Source organism: Stenotrophomonas sp. GD03794 (assembly GCF_029842145.1).
GTDB lineage: Bacteria > Pseudomonadota > Gammaproteobacteria > Xanthomonadales > Xanthomonadaceae > Stenotrophomonas > Stenotrophomonas riyadhensis.
On record NZ_JAOCFV010000043.1, the window covers coordinates 1 to 15,000 of the forward strand.

At 61.2% G+C, this 15,000-nt stretch carries 18 protein-coding genes; 12 read left to right on the forward strand and 6 right to left on the reverse strand.

Going from position 1 to position 15,000, the window contains the following annotated elements:
* Positions 1–223 (reverse strand): transposase (locus tag N5D91_RS18365; RefSeq protein WP_279908568.1); only part of this gene is annotated, 223 nt, incomplete at its 3' end.
* 347 nt (positions 224–570) lie between these two features.
* On the opposite strand from N5D91_RS18365, the gene N5D91_RS18370 reads away from it, so the two are divergent.
* A protein-coding gene (locus N5D91_RS18370; RefSeq protein WP_279908566.1) for an IS3-like element ISStma13 family transposase occupies positions 571–1,694 on the forward strand; the annotation gives its coding sequence in 2 pieces (ribosomal slippage) (positions 571–847 and positions 847–1,694; 1,125 coding nt in all).
* 41 nt (positions 1,695–1,735) lie between these two features.
* Here the strand turns inward: N5D91_RS18370 and N5D91_RS18375 are convergent.
* From N5D91_RS18375 to arsH, 5 genes are all read right to left on the reverse strand, one after another.
* Positions 1,736–2,782 carry an NAD(P)/FAD-dependent oxidoreductase gene (locus N5D91_RS18375; RefSeq protein ID WP_279908564.1) on the reverse strand — a complete coding sequence of 349 codons (1,047 nt, stop codon included), beginning with the start codon at positions 2,780–2,782 and terminating at the stop codon, positions 1,736–1,738.
* 63 nt (positions 2,783–2,845) lie between these two features.
* Positions 2,846–3,193 carry a metalloregulator ArsR/SmtB family transcription factor gene (locus N5D91_RS18380; protein ID WP_019186249.1) on the reverse strand — a complete coding sequence of 116 codons (348 nt, stop codon included), beginning with the start codon at positions 3,191–3,193 and terminating at the stop codon, positions 2,846–2,848.
* Positions 3,194–3,224: 31 nt separating this feature from the next.
* Positions 3,225–4,448: an MFS transporter gene (locus N5D91_RS18385; protein WP_019186248.1), complete on the reverse strand. Its 1,224-nt coding sequence runs from the start codon at positions 4,446–4,448 to the stop codon at positions 3,225–3,227.
* Positions 4,449–4,478: 30 nt separating this feature from the next.
* Positions 4,479–4,898, reverse strand: a complete 420-nt coding sequence (arsC, locus tag N5D91_RS18390) for an arsenate reductase (glutaredoxin) (RefSeq protein ID WP_019186247.1) — start codon at positions 4,896–4,898, stop codon at positions 4,479–4,481.
* Positions 4,895–5,635 carry an arsenical resistance protein ArsH gene (gene arsH / locus N5D91_RS18395; RefSeq protein ID WP_012480200.1) on the reverse strand — a complete coding sequence of 247 codons (741 nt, stop codon included), beginning with the start codon at positions 5,633–5,635 and terminating at the stop codon, positions 4,895–4,897. The genes arsC and arsH overlap by 4 nt, the downstream gene beginning before the upstream one ends.
* A gap of 41 nt (positions 5,636–5,676) precedes the next feature.
* Here arsH and N5D91_RS18400 point away from each other — a divergent pair, with 41 nt between their 5' ends.
* From N5D91_RS18400 to phoU, 11 genes are all read left to right on the forward strand, one after another.
* On the forward strand, positions 5,677–5,991 hold the full coding sequence (locus N5D91_RS18400; protein ID WP_012480201.1) for a metalloregulator ArsR/SmtB family transcription factor: 315 nt from the start codon (positions 5,677–5,679) through the stop codon (positions 5,989–5,991).
* Positions 5,992–6,018: 27 nt separating this feature from the next.
* A complete protein-coding gene (locus N5D91_RS18405; RefSeq protein WP_032960056.1) occupies positions 6,019–6,510 on the forward strand; it encodes an arsenate reductase ArsC in 492 nt (163 codons plus the stop codon).
* A 20-nt stretch (positions 6,511–6,530) separates the two neighbouring features.
* On the forward strand, positions 6,531–7,589 hold the full coding sequence (gene arsB / locus N5D91_RS18410; protein WP_012480203.1) for an ACR3 family arsenite efflux transporter: 1,059 nt from the start codon (positions 6,531–6,533) through the stop codon (positions 7,587–7,589).
* A gap of 3 nt (positions 7,590–7,592) precedes the next feature.
* Entirely contained in the window at positions 7,593–8,579 is a 987-nt protein-coding gene (trxB, locus tag N5D91_RS18415; protein WP_012480204.1) for a thioredoxin-disulfide reductase, read from the forward strand.
* A gap of 24 nt (positions 8,580–8,603) precedes the next feature.
* The gene (locus tag N5D91_RS18420; protein WP_026070021.1) at positions 8,604–9,677 is read left to right on the forward strand and encodes an ArsO family NAD(P)H-dependent flavin-containing monooxygenase; all 1,074 of its coding nucleotides are present in this window, start codon (positions 8,604–8,606) and stop codon (positions 9,675–9,677) included.
* Between the two features lie 187 nt (positions 9,678–9,864).
* Positions 9,865–10,299 (forward strand): helix-turn-helix transcriptional regulator, encoded by a 435-nt coding sequence (locus N5D91_RS18425; RefSeq protein WP_019184704.1) that lies wholly within the window; start codon positions 9,865–9,867, stop codon positions 10,297–10,299.
* A gap of 76 nt (positions 10,300–10,375) precedes the next feature.
* Positions 10,376–11,428: a PstS family phosphate ABC transporter substrate-binding protein gene (locus N5D91_RS18430; protein ID WP_180855443.1), complete on the forward strand. Its 1,053-nt coding sequence runs from the start codon at positions 10,376–10,378 to the stop codon at positions 11,426–11,428.
* Between the two features lie 50 nt (positions 11,429–11,478).
* Positions 11,479–12,423, forward strand: coding sequence for a phosphate ABC transporter permease subunit PstC (gene pstC, locus N5D91_RS18435; RefSeq protein WP_174704372.1), 945 nt, complete (start codon positions 11,479–11,481; stop codon positions 12,421–12,423).
* A complete protein-coding gene (gene pstA / locus N5D91_RS18440; RefSeq protein WP_082332067.1) occupies positions 12,423–13,352 on the forward strand; it encodes a phosphate ABC transporter permease PstA in 930 nt (309 codons plus the stop codon). The genes pstC and pstA overlap by 1 nt, the downstream gene beginning before the upstream one ends.
* Before the next feature lie 14 nt (positions 13,353–13,366).
* Positions 13,367–14,194: a phosphate ABC transporter ATP-binding protein PstB gene (gene pstB / locus N5D91_RS18445; protein WP_074038423.1), complete on the forward strand. Its 828-nt coding sequence runs from the start codon at positions 13,367–13,369 to the stop codon at positions 14,192–14,194.
* 12 nt (positions 14,195–14,206) lie between these two features.
* Positions 14,207–14,932, forward strand: coding sequence for a phosphate signaling complex protein PhoU (phoU, locus tag N5D91_RS18450; protein WP_180855442.1), 726 nt, complete (start codon positions 14,207–14,209; stop codon positions 14,930–14,932).
* Positions 14,933–15,000: the final 68 nt, after the last annotated feature.

Here is a 15,000-nt window from a genome sequence, read left to right on the forward strand (position 1 = left end):
CGGCCTTCAGGCGCCGCACCTCGGCTGAGTCCTTGGGCGTCGGCAACATCGACCCCTCAGGCGTGCCCGCCAAGGCCTCGCTCCTGGACTTGCGGAGCCATTGGTAAAGGCTGTGGGACGAGACCCCCAACCGCTTGGCAACCTCGGCTACCGCAAAGCCTCTTTCGGTAACCTGCTTGACCGCCTCGGCCTTGAACTCATCCGTGTACTGTTTGCTTGCCATTAGACACCTCTCTCGCTTCCATTGATTATGGCTCTGAGATGTCTACGAAATCCTGGCCGGTCCACTCTATCACCAATGGTTGGTTTCTAAGATGAACTTTTTAAACTCGTTGACCCTCTTACAGCAGATGAGCATTGTCGCCGGCGTTGCTGTCTTTTTAGTAGTATCCATAACTGTCGCTGCCGTATGGGTCGCTCACCGTCAGAACAACAAAGGCTGACTTTGGGATTGCGCGACCACCTCGACGGCCCCGCAGAAGTTCCGGTGCCCTACTCCGTTCTTGGCATGCCAAACGTGCGACGTCCCCCCGAGATTGAGTAGCGAAGCGGTTTGGAGTCCAATCCTCAATGACAAGGAGATTGGACGTGAAGAAGCGCTTTTCCGAAGAGCAGATCATCGGCTTCCTGACGCAAGCTGAGTCCGGCATGCCCATCAAGGACCTCTGCCGCCAGCATGGCTTCAGCGAGGCCTCGTACTACCTGTGGCGCAGCAAGTTCGGCGGCATGAGCGTACCCGACGCCAAGCGGCACAAGGACCTGGAGGCGGAGAACACACGCCTGAAGAAGCTGCTGGCAGAACAGGTCTTCGAGAACGACGTCATTAAGGATGCGTTGCGAAAAAAGTGGTGACCGCGCCGGCGCGCAGGCTGCTGGTGCGGAGCATGGTCGAGAAGGGGTTGAGCGAGCGGCGAGCGCTGACGGTGGTGCGGATGAGCGCTAGCGCGCTGCGCTATGAGCCTCGGCCCGACAACAACGTTGAGCTGCGCGAGCAGATTGCTGCGCTGGCGCATCGGCACAGACGCTACGGGGTGGGCATGATCCATCTGAAGCTGCGGCAGAAAGGACTTGTCGTGAACTACAAGCGAGTGGAGCGGCTCTATCAGGAAGCGGGCGTGCAGGTGCGACGCAGAAAGCGTAAGAAGGTGCCGGTTAGCGAGCGCCAGCCCCTCCTGCGGCCGTCCGCTGCCAATGAGGTGTGGTCGATGGACTTCGTGTTCGAGCGTACCGCAGAAGGCCGGGTGGTCAAGTGCCTGACGATCGTCGACGACGCCACCCACGAGGCTGTGGCCATCGAAGTGGAGCGGGCAATATCCGGGCAAGGCGTGTCCAGGGTACTGGACAGGCTGGCCATGCAGCGCGGCTTGCCACGAGTGATCAGGACAGACAACGGCAAGGAGTTTTGCGGTAAGGCGATGGTGGCTTGGGCTCACGAAAAGGAAGTTGCCCTGCGTCTGATCGAACCGGGCAAGCCGAACCAAAATGCGTACATCGAGTCCTTCAACGGACGGCTGCGCGACGAATGCCTCAACGAGCACTGGTTCCCGACGTTGCTTCATGCCCGCACCAGTATCGAAAGCTGGCGGCGCGACTACAACGAAGAAAGACCAAAAAGAGCGCTTGGCGGTCTAACACCCGCCCAATACGCCGCGCAGTTGGCGGCGAAGAACGATAACATCAGCACCGGACTCTAAACCCGCCCACTACTCAAGCCGGGGGGACGTCGCGTGCGCAATTACATGGGCCGCAAGTGGCTCATGATCGATGCTAGGACTCCCAAGGAGTCACTACCAACTCCGCGAAGCGTGGCAGAGGCAAAGTTGCGCTGTAGCGGTAGCCCGAGGTAGTAGAGCCCCTTGATTGTGGTGGAAACCCCTTGGCTGTGTAGTGCCCGCCTGTCCGGATCCAAGGCTTCCCGTGGCAGGAATGACACGTTCGGCCGGAAGCCCGTCGCGAAGATCACAGCGTCGACCGCCTGTATTTCCGCATTCGGCCAGACCACCCCATCGTTGGTAAACGCAGTGAACATCTCTCGACGGGAAATGGCACCCGTACTCAGGGCGTGTCGATAACGTCCATCATCCAGAACGGGCGTGCTCTGATCGCTCAGCCAACGGGAATTGCCCAGGCCGGTCCACTTGAGCCAGTCATGAAAATCGAAGCCGAGGAACCGTTGTGGCATGAACTTCACTGGCTCGCGGGTTGCCAGCACCACGGTGGCAGTGGAGTGCAGTTCGTGCGCGATCTGTACCGCTGAGTTGGCCGCACCGACGACGACGACGCGTTTGCCTTCGAAGCCGGTGGGTGTTCGGTAGGCCGAACTGTGCAGAATCGTCCCTTGGTATAGCTGCCTTCCAGGGATCCCCGGCAGGTGAGGTGTGTTGAAGCCACCGGTTGCCACCACTACTGCCTGGGCGGTAATGACCGCTCCATCGGCAAGTTTGACGCGATGTTGGCTTGCTTCGGAGATGACCTCCACAACCTCGCTGTTGGCGCGCACTGGCAGGTCGAAGGCGGACGCATACTGGCGCAGATACGCGGTGACCTCGTCCCGCTTGGGATAGCGCTTGGCTCCGCCGGGGAACTCGAGGCCAGGCAGCGAGGAATATCCTGCCGGGGAGAACAGGGTCAGGCTGTCGTAGTACGACGGCCAACTGCCACCAGCGGCCGGTTGTCGTTCGAGAATCAGGTGCGACACGCCTGCGTTCTTGAGCCGGTATGACATCGCCAAGCCTGCCTGCCCTGCCCCGATCACGACGACGTCGACATTCAACTTATTCATGCGTGTATGCGCCTATATGCATATATGTGAGTTGCGTTGATGAATCAAGAATTGCCTGCGGTATTACTTCAAATCACCGGGGCAGCAGTAAGGTGCCAGCGCCCTGACCTGCAGCAGGATCTGCTCCAAGCGTGCGACCATCGCGGGGCCATCGACCTGGTAGTACACCTGCCGGCTCACCCGCTCTGCGCGTAGGATCCCAGCATCGTGGAGTCCCTGCAGATGACGTGAGACCACGGATCGCTCCTGTGGAAGGCCGGCGGCAATCTCCGCGATATCTGCCCGTTCCACCTGAAGCACACGCTTGAGCACGGCCAAGCGCGACGGCTCAGCCAGCGCCCGAAAAATGGGGTCTGCCAGCACGCTTACTGCTTGCTCAATGGCGTTTGCCTTGGGGGTGCCCTTGCTCATGCATAAAGCATATATGCACACGCATGCATATTCAAGGGCTCACGCCCTGCGTCTTTGCAGGCAACCAACAGCTTCCAACCAAGGAAACAGTGGCAAGCAGCGCCAATAGGCAGATCAGCCAAACAGGCTCGGTTCGCTCGAGCGCAATGGCTGCAAGCGGCGGTGCTGCCGCCTGTGCCAGTAGCATGGGACGGGCAAGTTGGCCCATGGTCTTGCCGTAGTCCGCCGATCCGATCAACGCCAACGGGAGGGTGCCGCGGGCCACCGTGAGTATCCCGTTGCCGGCACCGTAGATGACGAATGCAATGATCGCTGCCCACGAGTATCCAGTGAGTAGCAGCAGTAGCGCTGCCAATGTCGCTGCAATTCCCACGCGTGCGGACCAGGTCGGATGCACGCCTCGCCCGAAGTACATCTCCAGCAAACGAGCGATGACCTGCGCGGGGCCGATCACCATGCCAGCGAGCAGCGCAACCGATGGCGCCAGCCCGATGGCACCGAGCAGCGCAATCAGATGCACCGATAAGGTCGCCATGATCGCTGCCTGGCAGGTCAGCAACAGGCCAATGAGCACAAGCCAGTGTGCAGGCGGTGCTGCAGCTGAAACGGGTGCTGCAGTGCTGGTGTGGACGGCAGCGACCGCTGAGGGATGCGGACTTGCGCTAATACGGGGCTGATGCTTCGGAATAGCGAGCAAATGGATGGGCAATGCGACCAGCAGGTTGAATGCGGCAGCCACCCACAACGCGCCGCGCCATCCCATGGCCTCGTCAAGGTAGGTCAGCGCTGGCCAGCCGAGCGTGCTTGCAAAGCCGGCCACCAAGGTCAGGCCGGCAATGGATTGCTTCGCGTTTGCCCCGAGCAGCTGTCCCAGTGTCGTGAACGCAGCGTCATACAGGCCCGCAGACATGGCAACGCCCAGTACCACCCAGCCAAGGTAATAGGTAGTTGGGGAGTGTGACGTGGCCAGCGCCGCGAGGCCCATGGCAAACACTACGGAGCTGACCGCCAGTACGGTCCGCCCTCCCCGCCTGTCGATGGTCCGACCGGCCAGAGGAGCGAGTAGTCCGGCTGTGACCAGCCCAGCGGAGAGGCCTCCGACCAACAGCCCCAGCGACCAGCCAGTGCTTCTGGACATGGGAAGCGCCAGAATGGCCAACAGGTAATAGCTGCTGGCCCACGCAATGATCTGGCCCACTCCCAGCGCAACGATCAGCCGGGGCAGCTTTTGCGGCTGCTTGGACGCGCTTTGCATGCTCTCGAACTCTCCCTGCCGCTTAGCAACTCAGCGGACGCGCTTGCCGTCCTGATCGATCACCACTTCGCCATCTTCCTTGGTAAAGGGCTCGTGCACTGCTGGCAGGATGTCCAGAACCACCTCAGAAGGCCGGCACAGGCGCGTGCCCATGGTGGTCTGGACGAAGGGGCGATTGATGAGAATAGGATTGGCCAGCATGGCATCCAGCAGTGCGTCCTCGCTCAACGCGGGATCGTGCAGCCCCAGTTCCAGATAGGGTGTGCCTTTCTGGCGGATTGCACCGCGAACATCCAATCCGGCGGCGGCAATCAGCTCGACAAGCCGCGTTCGGCTGGGTGGGTTGACCAGGTACTCAATGACTTCAGGCTCAATGCCGGCGTGGCGAATTAAAGCCAAGGTGTTTCGCGAGGTGCCGCACTTGGGGTTGTGATAGATGACAGCGTTCATGCGTTCTCCTTTTCATTCAATGCGGTCTCGACGACACCGGCCGCGGCAGTCAGCGCGGCCGCTTCGACAGCCCCCTTTCGTTCGCTGTAGCGATCAACCAGGTAGTCACTGCGTCCACGCACCAGGAGGGTGAACTTGACCAGCTCTTCCATCACATCCACGACGCGATCGTAGTAGGCGGAAGGCTTCATGCGCCCCTCGTCATCGAACTCCTGCCAGGCCTTGGCCACCGAGGACTGGTTCGGAATCGTGACCATCCGCATCCAGCGGCCGAGAACGCGCAACGCGTTGACCACGTTGAAGGACTGGGAGCCACCGCAGACCTGCATCACTGCCAGCGTGCGACCTTGGGTCGGGCGTACGCTGCCCTCTTCCAGCGGTAGCCAGTCAATCTGGTTCTTGAACACGGCAGTCAGCGTCCCGTGCCGCTCCGGGCTGACCCACACGTGCCCCTCGGACCACAACGAGGCTTGGCGCAGCTCCTGCACCTTGGGGTGGGAGGCGGGCACCGAATCGAGCATCGGCAGCTCATGCGGATCAAACACTCGGGTCTCTGCGCCCAGATGTTCCAGCAACCGCTGCGCCTCCAAAGCCAGCTTGCGGCTGAACGACTGCGGGCGCAGGGAACCGTACAAGATCAGGATGCGGGGCCGGTGCGGCGCGGCATTGGGCTCGCTCAGCTTTTCGGCCACCGGAGGGTTCAAGGCGCCCGGGACGACATTGGGAAGGTGTTGCATGGGGGGTTGTCCTGCCTATTCGATTCGACTATTCTAGAATCATGGAACATAAAAACGCAACTCACGCCCTGGCCGCCCTGGGTCACGCCACCCGGCTTTCCATCTTCCGCCTGCTGGTCCAAGCCGGAAGTGGCGGCAAGCTGGCCGGCGATATCGCCCAGTCCCTCTCCCTTCCCGGTGCCACCCTCTCCTTCCATCTGAAGGAGTTGCTGGCCGCTGGCCTGATCACCGCCGAGCAGCGCGGTCGCACCATCTGCTACCGCGCCGAGTTCGAGGCGATGAGCTCGCTGGTTGCCTACCTGACCGAAAACTGCTGCGCCGACGAACAGGCCTGCGAACGTCCTGCTGGCTGCTGACCTCCCCCCCTCCTAGAGATCGCTCAAATGACCCGTCGTGTTCTGTTCTTGTGTACTGGCAACTCCGCCCGCAGCGTGCTTGCCGAATCGACCCTTAAAAAATGGGGCGAAGGCCGCTATCTCTCCTTCAGTGCGGGCAGCCAGCCGGCCGGTCGCGTCAATCCCTTTGCCATTGCCCAGCTGGAGCGCGAAGGCTTCCCGGTCGAGGGCATGCGCAGCAAGTCCTGGGACGAATTTGCCGAAGCCGATGCCGCTGCCATGGATCTGATCGTCACCGTGTGTGACAGCGCGGCCGCCGAGGCGTGCCCGGTGGTGTTTGGTGACTTCGTTCGCGTGCATTGGGGCCTGTTCGACCCGGCCGGCGTGGAAGGTTCGGATGCGCAGAAGGCAGAAGCCTTTGACCGTGCCCATCAGACCATCAAGCGACGCCTGCAGGCCTTCCTGGAGATTCCTGACAGCGCCTGGGACGACCGCGCAGCGCTGAAGGCTCGCCTCGACCCGATCGCGCAGATCGACTAACCGCTTTTCCGAGACCTGCCATGACTACTGATTCCCCCCGCCTGTCCTTCCTGGACCGGTACCTTACGCTCTGGATTTTCTTGGCGATGGCCCTTGGCGTCGGCTTGGGCGCGATGTTCGAAGGCGTCCCCAGCGCGCTTCACAGCCTGTCGATTGGATCGACCAACATCCCGATCGCCATTGGCCTGATCCTGATGATGTATCCGCCGCTGGCCAAGGTGAAGTACGAAGAGCTGCCCAAGGTGTTTGCCGACAAGCGCGTGCTGATGCTCTCGCTGGTGCAGAACTGGATCATCGGTCCGTTCCTGATGTTCGGCCTGGCGGTGCTGTTCCTGCGCGACTACCCTGAGTACATGACTGGCCTGATCCTGATTGGCCTGGCACGCTGTATCGCTATGGTGCTGGTCTGGAATCAGCTCGCCCGCGGTGATGGGCAGTATGTGGCCGGGCTGGTGGCCTTCAACTCGATCTTCCAGATCGCGTTGTTCAGTGTGTACGCGTGGTTCTTCCTGTCGTGGCTGCCGCCGGTGTTCGGCCTGCAGGGCAGCGTGATCGACGTCAGCTTCTGGACCATTGCCGAGGCGGTGCTGATTTATCTGGGCATCCCCTTCCTCGCAGGGTTCCTCACCAGCCGCTGGCTCAAGGCGCGCAAAGGCGTGCGTTGGTATGAAGAGAAGTTCCTGCCAGCGATCAGTCCGATCACGCTGGCGGCGTTGCTGTTCACGATCGTTGCCATGTTCAGCCTGAAGGGGGGCGATGTGCTGCGCATCCCGATGGATGCAGTGCGCATCGCGATCCCGCTGACGCTCTATTTCATCATTCAGTTCGTGCTGAGCTTCTTCATGGGCAAGTTCATTGCGAAGGACTACCCGCGCACGACCGCGATCGCCTTCACTGCTGCTGGCAACAACTTCGAGCTGGCCATCGCCGTCGCCATCGCCGCCTTTGGTCTGGCTTCGCCGGTCGCCTTCGCTGCGGTCATCGGACCGCTGGTGGAGGTGCCGGTGCTGATCCTGTTGGTCCATGTCGCCCTGCGGCTGGGCAAGCGCTACTTTCCTGCCGACGCACGGAGTCATTGAGTTATGAGCACGACCCGACACATCCCGCTGTTGATCCTCGGTTCCGGCCCGGCCGGCTGGACGGCAGCGGTCTACGCCGCCCGCGCCAACCTGAACCCGGTGGTGATCACCGGTCTTCAGCAGGGCGGCCAGCTCATGACCACCACCGAAGTGGACAACTGGCCGGGCGACGCCCACGGCCTGATGGGCCCGGACCTGATGGCGCGCATGCAGGCCCACGCTGAGCGCTTCGAGACCGAAGTGATCTTCGACCACATCCACACCGCGGATGTGACCCAGCGCCCGTTCAAGCTGATCGGCGACAGCGCCGAGTACACCTGCGACGCGCTGATCATTGCCACCGGCGCCACCGCCAAGTACCTGGGCATTCCGACCGAAGAGGAATTCAAGGGCCGCGGCGTCTCCGCCTGCGCCACCTGCGACGGCTTCTTCTACCGTGACCAGGACGTGGTCGTGGTGGGCGGCGGCAACACCGCCGTGGAAGAGGCCCTGTACCTGTCCAACATCGCCCGCAAGGTCTACCTGGTCCACCGCCGCGACACCCTGAAGGCGGAAAAGATCATGCAGGATAAGCTGTTCGCCAAGGTCGCCCACGGCAAGATCGAAACCGTGTGGCACCACCAGGTGGACGAAGTGCTGGGCAATGAAGCCGGCGTCACCGGCGTGCGGGTCAAGTCCACCCTGGACGGCAGCACCCGCGACATCGAGGCACACGGCTTCTTCGTGGCCATCGGCCACCACCCCAACACCAGCCTGTTCGACGGCCAGCTGACCATGAACAACGGCTACCTGGACATCCGCTCGGGCCTGGGCGGCAACGCCACCCAGACCTCGGTGGAAGGTGTGTTCGCCGCCGGCGACGTGGCCGACCAGCACTACCGCCAGGCCATCACCTCGGCCGGCTTCGGCTGCATGGCTGCACTGGATGCGGAGCGCTACCTGGATGCACTCAAGATCTCCGATCAACAGCAGAGAAAGAATGCCGCCTGAGTGAGGCGGCGCGAGGGAGCACAGATGGACAGCGTCGATGTGGTGGTAATCGGAGGTGGCCAATCGGGTCTTTCTGCCGGCTATTTCCTGCGCCGCAGCGGGCTGTCCTATGTAATTCTCGATGCGGAAGCGTCGCCCGGCGGCGCATGGCAGCATGCCTGGCACTCGCTGCATCTGTTTTCCCCGGCGGGCTGGAGCTCCATTCCCGGATGGCCCATGCCCGCCAGCCAAGGCCCCTACCCTGCGCGTGCCGAAGTGCTCGCTTATCTGGCGCAGTACGAACAAAAATATGCGCTGCCCGTTCTTCGCCCTATCCGCGTGCAACGAGTCAGCCACTTTGGCGAGCGTCTGCGGGTGGTGGCCAGGGACGGTCGGCAATGGTTGGCGCGGGCGGTGATCAGCGCCACCGGAACATGGGGGGAAGCCTACACGCCTGAGTACCAAGGGTTGGAGTCATTTGCGGGGATCCAGCTGCACTCCGCTCACTACAGCACCCCTGCGCCGTTCGCCGGAATGCGGGTGGCCATCATCGGTGGTGGCAATTCCGGTGCGCAGATTCTGGCCGAAGTATCGACGGTGGCGGAAACCACCTGGATCACACAGCACGAACCGGCGTTCCTGGCCGATGACGTCGACGGCCGCGTGCTGTTCGAACGCGCGACTGAGCGATGGAAGGCGCAGCAGGAAGGCCGGGAGCCTGACCTGCCACCAGGCGGTTTCGGCGACATCGTCATGGTGCCGCCGGTGCTCGACGCGCGGGCGCGCGGGGTGCTCGCCGCAGTCCCACCGCCGGCCCGCTTCTCCCCCACCGGCATGCAATGGGCCGACGGCACCGAGCGGGCGTTCGATGCAGTGATCTGGTGCACCGGCTTCCGCCCGGCGTTGTCGCACCTGAAGGGCCTGGACCTTGTAACCCCGCAGGGCCAGGTGGAGGTCGACGGCAGCGGCCTGCGCGCGTTGGCGGTGCCCTCGGTTTGGTTGTTGGGATACGGGGATTGGAACGGCATGGCCTCTGCCACGCTGATTGGGGTCACGCGTTACGCCCGCGAGGCGGTGAGGCAGGTCACTGCCTATTGCGCAGACCACCAGGACAGGTAGCTGACCCCTGTTGCCAACCGTGCCAGCTTGCTCCCCTCAACGTCCCGCTCCCGCGGGATTTTTTGTGAGCGACGTTGATCGATAACTGAATAGGTGTGTGTCATCACGGTGTCACATAGAGGGCCCACCATTTCGTCATGTCGATATATCTCGACATGTCGACATCTTGTGCAATCGGAGCACCGTGATGGCCCAGCCCCAACGCGTCTTGGATTTTGATTACTTCGAACGGCGCTCACTCAGCGCATCGATGTCGATCGACCATGCGCTGGATGCACTGTCGGCACTGAGCAACGGCGCACGTCTTGTGATCTTCCGCACGCTGGTGAACCACGAGCCGGAAGGACTGACCGCCGGTGTCCTGACCGACATGATGGGAATGCGGCACAACACCTTGTCCAACCATCTGGCCGTGCTGAGCCGAGGCGGATTGATCTGCGGCACCCGCGAAGGCCGCTTCGTGCGCTATCGCGCCTGCCTGGACGGCATGCATGGTTTGCTGGCCTTCCTGCTGGACGATTGCTGCGGCGGTCGTTCCGAGCTCTGTCTGCAGCCTCATCCCACCGATCCCGCCTGCGATTGCGTGGCGGAGGTCCCTGCCCCACCGCGGCCGCTCAAATAGTCGTGTACCGCCCGGCTGGGGAGTCGGGGGGTACCTAACCATCGCACCCATGCTCATCTGAACCTCGGAGACTTACATGTACCTGCGCCTCACTTTGCTTGCCGCCGCAACGCTCAGCATCCTCGCCTGCTCGCCGTCTGGAACACCTGCTACCACTGACCAGGACAGTGCCGGGGCACCTGCAAAAGCCGGCGAGATCACCGGCATGGTGAGCACGGACGGCTCGTCGACCGTGTTTCCCGTCACCGAAGCGATGGCTGAAGAGTTCCAGAAAGAAAATGCCGGCATCAAAGTAACGGTCGGCATGTCAGGAACCGGTGGCGGCTTCAAGAAGTTCTGCCGCGGCGAAACCGACATCTCCAATGCGTCGCGCCCGATCAAGGGTGAGGAGAAGGAAGCCTGCAAGGCCGCTGGCGTAGAGTACATCGAGCTTCCAGTCGCGATGGACGCTCTGACAGTTGTGGTCAACCCACAGAACACCTGGGCCAATGACCTCACCGTCGACGAACTGAAGGCCATGTGGGTCCCTGAAGCACAGGGCAAGATCACCAACTGGAACCAGATTCGTCCGAGCTTCCCGGACAAGCCGCTGGTCCTCTACGGTGCGGGCACCGATTCGGGCACCTACGACTATTTCACCGCTGCAATCGTTGGCAAGGAGCACTCCAGTCGCGGCGACTACACGGCCTCGGAGGACGACAACGTGCTGGTGCAGGGAGTCTCGGGTGATGCCAATGCACTGGGGTTCTTCGGTTTGGCCTATTACGAAGAGAACGCCGACAAGCTCAAGGCAGTAGGCATCAAGACCAACGCCGCCGCCCAGGCGGTCGCGCCCAGCGTCGAAACCGCGCGCTCCGGCCAGTATCAGCCTCTGTCGCGCCCGATCTTCATCTACGTAAGCAAGAAGGCCGCCGAAACCAAGCCCGAGGTCGCGCGCTTTGTCGAGTTCTATCTGGACTCCAAGCACTCCGAAGGATTGGTGCAGGAGGTGGGCTATGTGCCGCTGCCGGAGAACGCATTGGCCGCAATGCGCGAGCGCTTTGCAAAGCGGGAGATTGGCACCGGCTTCACTGGCTCGAAGATTGGCGTTTCCATCGACGAGCTGCTGAAAGAGAAGCTGGTTTACTGACAATCATGGTCGGCGCGCACAGCGATGTGCGCGCTGGCTGAGGCCGTCTGATGAAAAGTAGTGGTTCCTTCCTCGATGTGGGTCCTGTCCCGCTTCAGCCAAGCGACGCATTTCTGCGCCGCCGCCATGCCATCGACACAGGCATTCGCCTGGTACTGTTCGTCGCAGCGGCGCTATCAGTTCTGGTCACCTTCGGCATCCTCTACGTCCTTCTCAGTGAGAGCTTGAAGTTCTTCACTCAGGTGTCCATCGTGGACTTCCTGACCGATACGCAGTGGACGCCCGTCTTCGAAGAGAAGCACTTCGGGATCATGACACTACTGTCGGGTACGCTGATGACCACGGCCATTGCCCTGGTTGTTGCCGTGCCTGCCGGCACGATTCTCGCGTTGTATCTCAGCGAGTTCGCCAAGCCCAGGCTCCGTGAAGCGGTAAAGCCGTTCCTTGAGCTCATTGCAGGCGTACCAACGGTCGCTTTCGGGTACTTCGCTCTGCTGTTCTTGACGCCCATCTTTCAATCCTTCATCCCGGGTCTGGCGCGCTTCAACCTGCTCGTGTCTGGGGTGGTCATCGGCATCATGATCTTGCCCTACATCGTATCCATGAGCGAAGATGCCATGCGCGCCGTGCCTGATTCGCTGCGTGAGGGGGCATACGCACTGGGATTCACCCGCCTGCAGACCGGACTGAAGGTGGTGACGCCAGCTGCGCTCTCGGGCGTCACCGCCGCTTACTTGCTCGGAATGTCGCGGGCGGTCGGCGAGACTATGGTAGTGGCTATCGCTGCCGGCCAGCAGGCCAGGATCGCGACCAATCCGCTCGAGGGTGCAGCAACTATCACCTCATACATCGTGCAGTTGAGCATGGGCGATCTTCCACATGAGTCGATTGCCTATCAGACCATCTTCGCCGCCGGATTGACGCTTTTCGCACTTACGTTCAGTTTCAACCTCTTCGCCTTCTGGCTCCGCAAGCGCTACCGGGAGGCCTACTGATGCGCGACCACATCGAGCCCATGGGCCTTGACGATGCTGCAATTACACGGCGCGCAAGAGTTTCAGACTTGTGCTTCACCGTGCTCGGGCTGCTGGTACTGTTCCTGACCCTGACCATTCTGATGGCGCTTGTAGCCGACTTCGTAGTCGACGGCGCGGCCAGACTCACTCCAGACTTTTTCACCAACTTCCCCTCTCGCCGACCTGAGTCTGCCGGTATTCTCTCGGCGTGGATCGGTACTTGCCTTGTCATGCTGGTGACCGGGGTCCTTGCCGTGCCGGTGGGGGTCGCCGCAGGCGTCTATCTTGAGGAATACGCCCCGAAGCACTGGGTCACCGACTTTATTGAGGTCAATGTCACCAACCTTGCTGGCGTTCCTTCGATCATCTTCGGACTGCTGGCACTGGGGCTCTTCGTCCAGATGTTCGGGCTCGGCCAAACGATCCTGGTCGCGGGCATGACGCTTGCTCTGCTGATCCTGCCCATCATCATTGTCGCGACCCGCGAGTCACTGCGTGCCATTCCTCAAGACATCCGCGAGGCTGCTTTCGGGCTGGGGGCAGATCAGTGGCAGACCGTCAGCATCTTTCTGCTTCCGGCCGCGCGTCCGGGAATCCTGACTGGCGCCATCGTGGGCATGTCGCGGGCCATTGGCGAAACCGCGCCGATCATCACCATCGGCGCACTGACCTTCATTGCCTTCCTGCCGCCGTCACCAATCCAGGCATCTGCTCCCTTCATCAGTTTTGAATGGCTCAGCTCCCCCTTCACCGTGATGCCCATCCAGATGTTCAACTGGGTGTCGCGACCGCAGGCTGGCTTTCACGTGAATGCAGCCGCCGCCGGGCTGGTGCTGCTGGGCATGACCCTGCTGATGAACGGCTTTGCAATCTGGCTGCGTTACCGCCTTCGCCGCCGCTTGCGGTGATCCACGGAGACAACATGAATCACTCGACCATCTCAATTCCGGTTCCCGTGGCCGAACGCACCTCAACCCCCGCCCACGATGCGACGGTGCGTGCTGAGGTCCGTGGGCTTGACTTCCATTATGACAAGTTCCACGCGCTGAAGGACATCAACCTGTCGATCGGCAGCAACCAGGTCACTGCGCTGATCGGCCCCTCGGGCTGCGGCAAAAGTACGCTACTGCGCTGCTTCAACCGGATGCATGACCTGTATCCGAATAACCGGTACTCCGGCGCGATTACCCTCATGCCGGAGAACCTGAATATCGTAGGGCCGGATGTGGACCCGATGCGCGTGAGGCTGCGCATTGGCATGGTTTTTCAGAAGCCAAATCCGTTCCCGAAATCGATCTTTGACAACGTGGCCTCAGGGATCATGATTCGCGGTGTGCGCAACAAATCAGTTGTCACTGAGCATGTCGAACGCGCATTGCGCGGAGCGGCCCTCTGGGATGAGGTGAAGGACAGGCTTGGTAAGTCAGCATTCGAGTTGTCCGGCGGTCAGCAGCAGCGTCTGTGCATAGCCAGGGCGCTGGCGCCCAACCCCGAGATAATTCTCTTTGATGAACCCACATCTGCACTCGATCCCATTGCAACTGCGCGGATTGAAGAGCTGATCGACGAGTTGCGTGCGCAGTACACCATCGTCATTGTTACCCACAACATGCAGCAGGCTGCGCGGATCTCGGACAGGACGGCATTCATGCACATGGGACAGCTCATTGAGAGTGGCCCTACGGCGGAGTTTTTTACCAATCCGAAAGAGCAGAAGACCCACGAGTACATCACCGGCCGTTTCGGCTGAGGAGCAAAGGTCATGACCGACCATATTGTCCAGTCTTTCGATGTCGAGCTGCGGGGGCTTACTTCACACATCCTTGAGCTCGGCATCCTTGCCGAACAGCAGCTTACGGATGCCGTCTGGTCGCTACGGCGTGGCAACGAGCAAATGGCCAAGGAAGTGGCAGAGCGTGAGGAGCGACTGAACCGGCTTGCGGCGCAGATTGATAGCGACGCTGTGAGCATGATCGCGCGTAGACAGCCGCTAGCGATCGACCTTCGCCATGTGATGGCGGCAATCCGAATTAGTTCAAACCTGGAGCGCGTGGGCGATCTTGCTTACAACATTGCCAAACGCTCGATGGCAATGAGCGAGGCTCCGATACCAGCAGAGCTTGCGGAGCCTATGCAGCGTATGGCCGAGCTCACGCTATTGCAGCTGAAATCAGCGCGGGAGTCCTTTGCCACGATGGACATTCATTCGGCTTATCGCGTTTGGGAGGAAGATGCAGTAATTGACGCGATGCACACGATCTTGTTCAAGGATATCGTCCAATGCATGGCCGACGACCGCGCCTCCGCATTTGACTTAGCTCACCTGCTGTTCGTCGTCAAAAATATCGAGCGGGTTGGTGACCACGCAACCAACATAGCCGAGGACGTCGTATACATGATCAGCGGAGCGTTACCCATCGGCAAACGCCCCAAGATGGATGAAAGCACCCTGCCCAGGGCCGGAAGTGACAACCTCGGCAACAGCTAACAAACCCACTATCCCTGCATATTGGGCCGCTGCGCCCAACGGCGACGAGGTCGGAGAGCCGTTTTGTG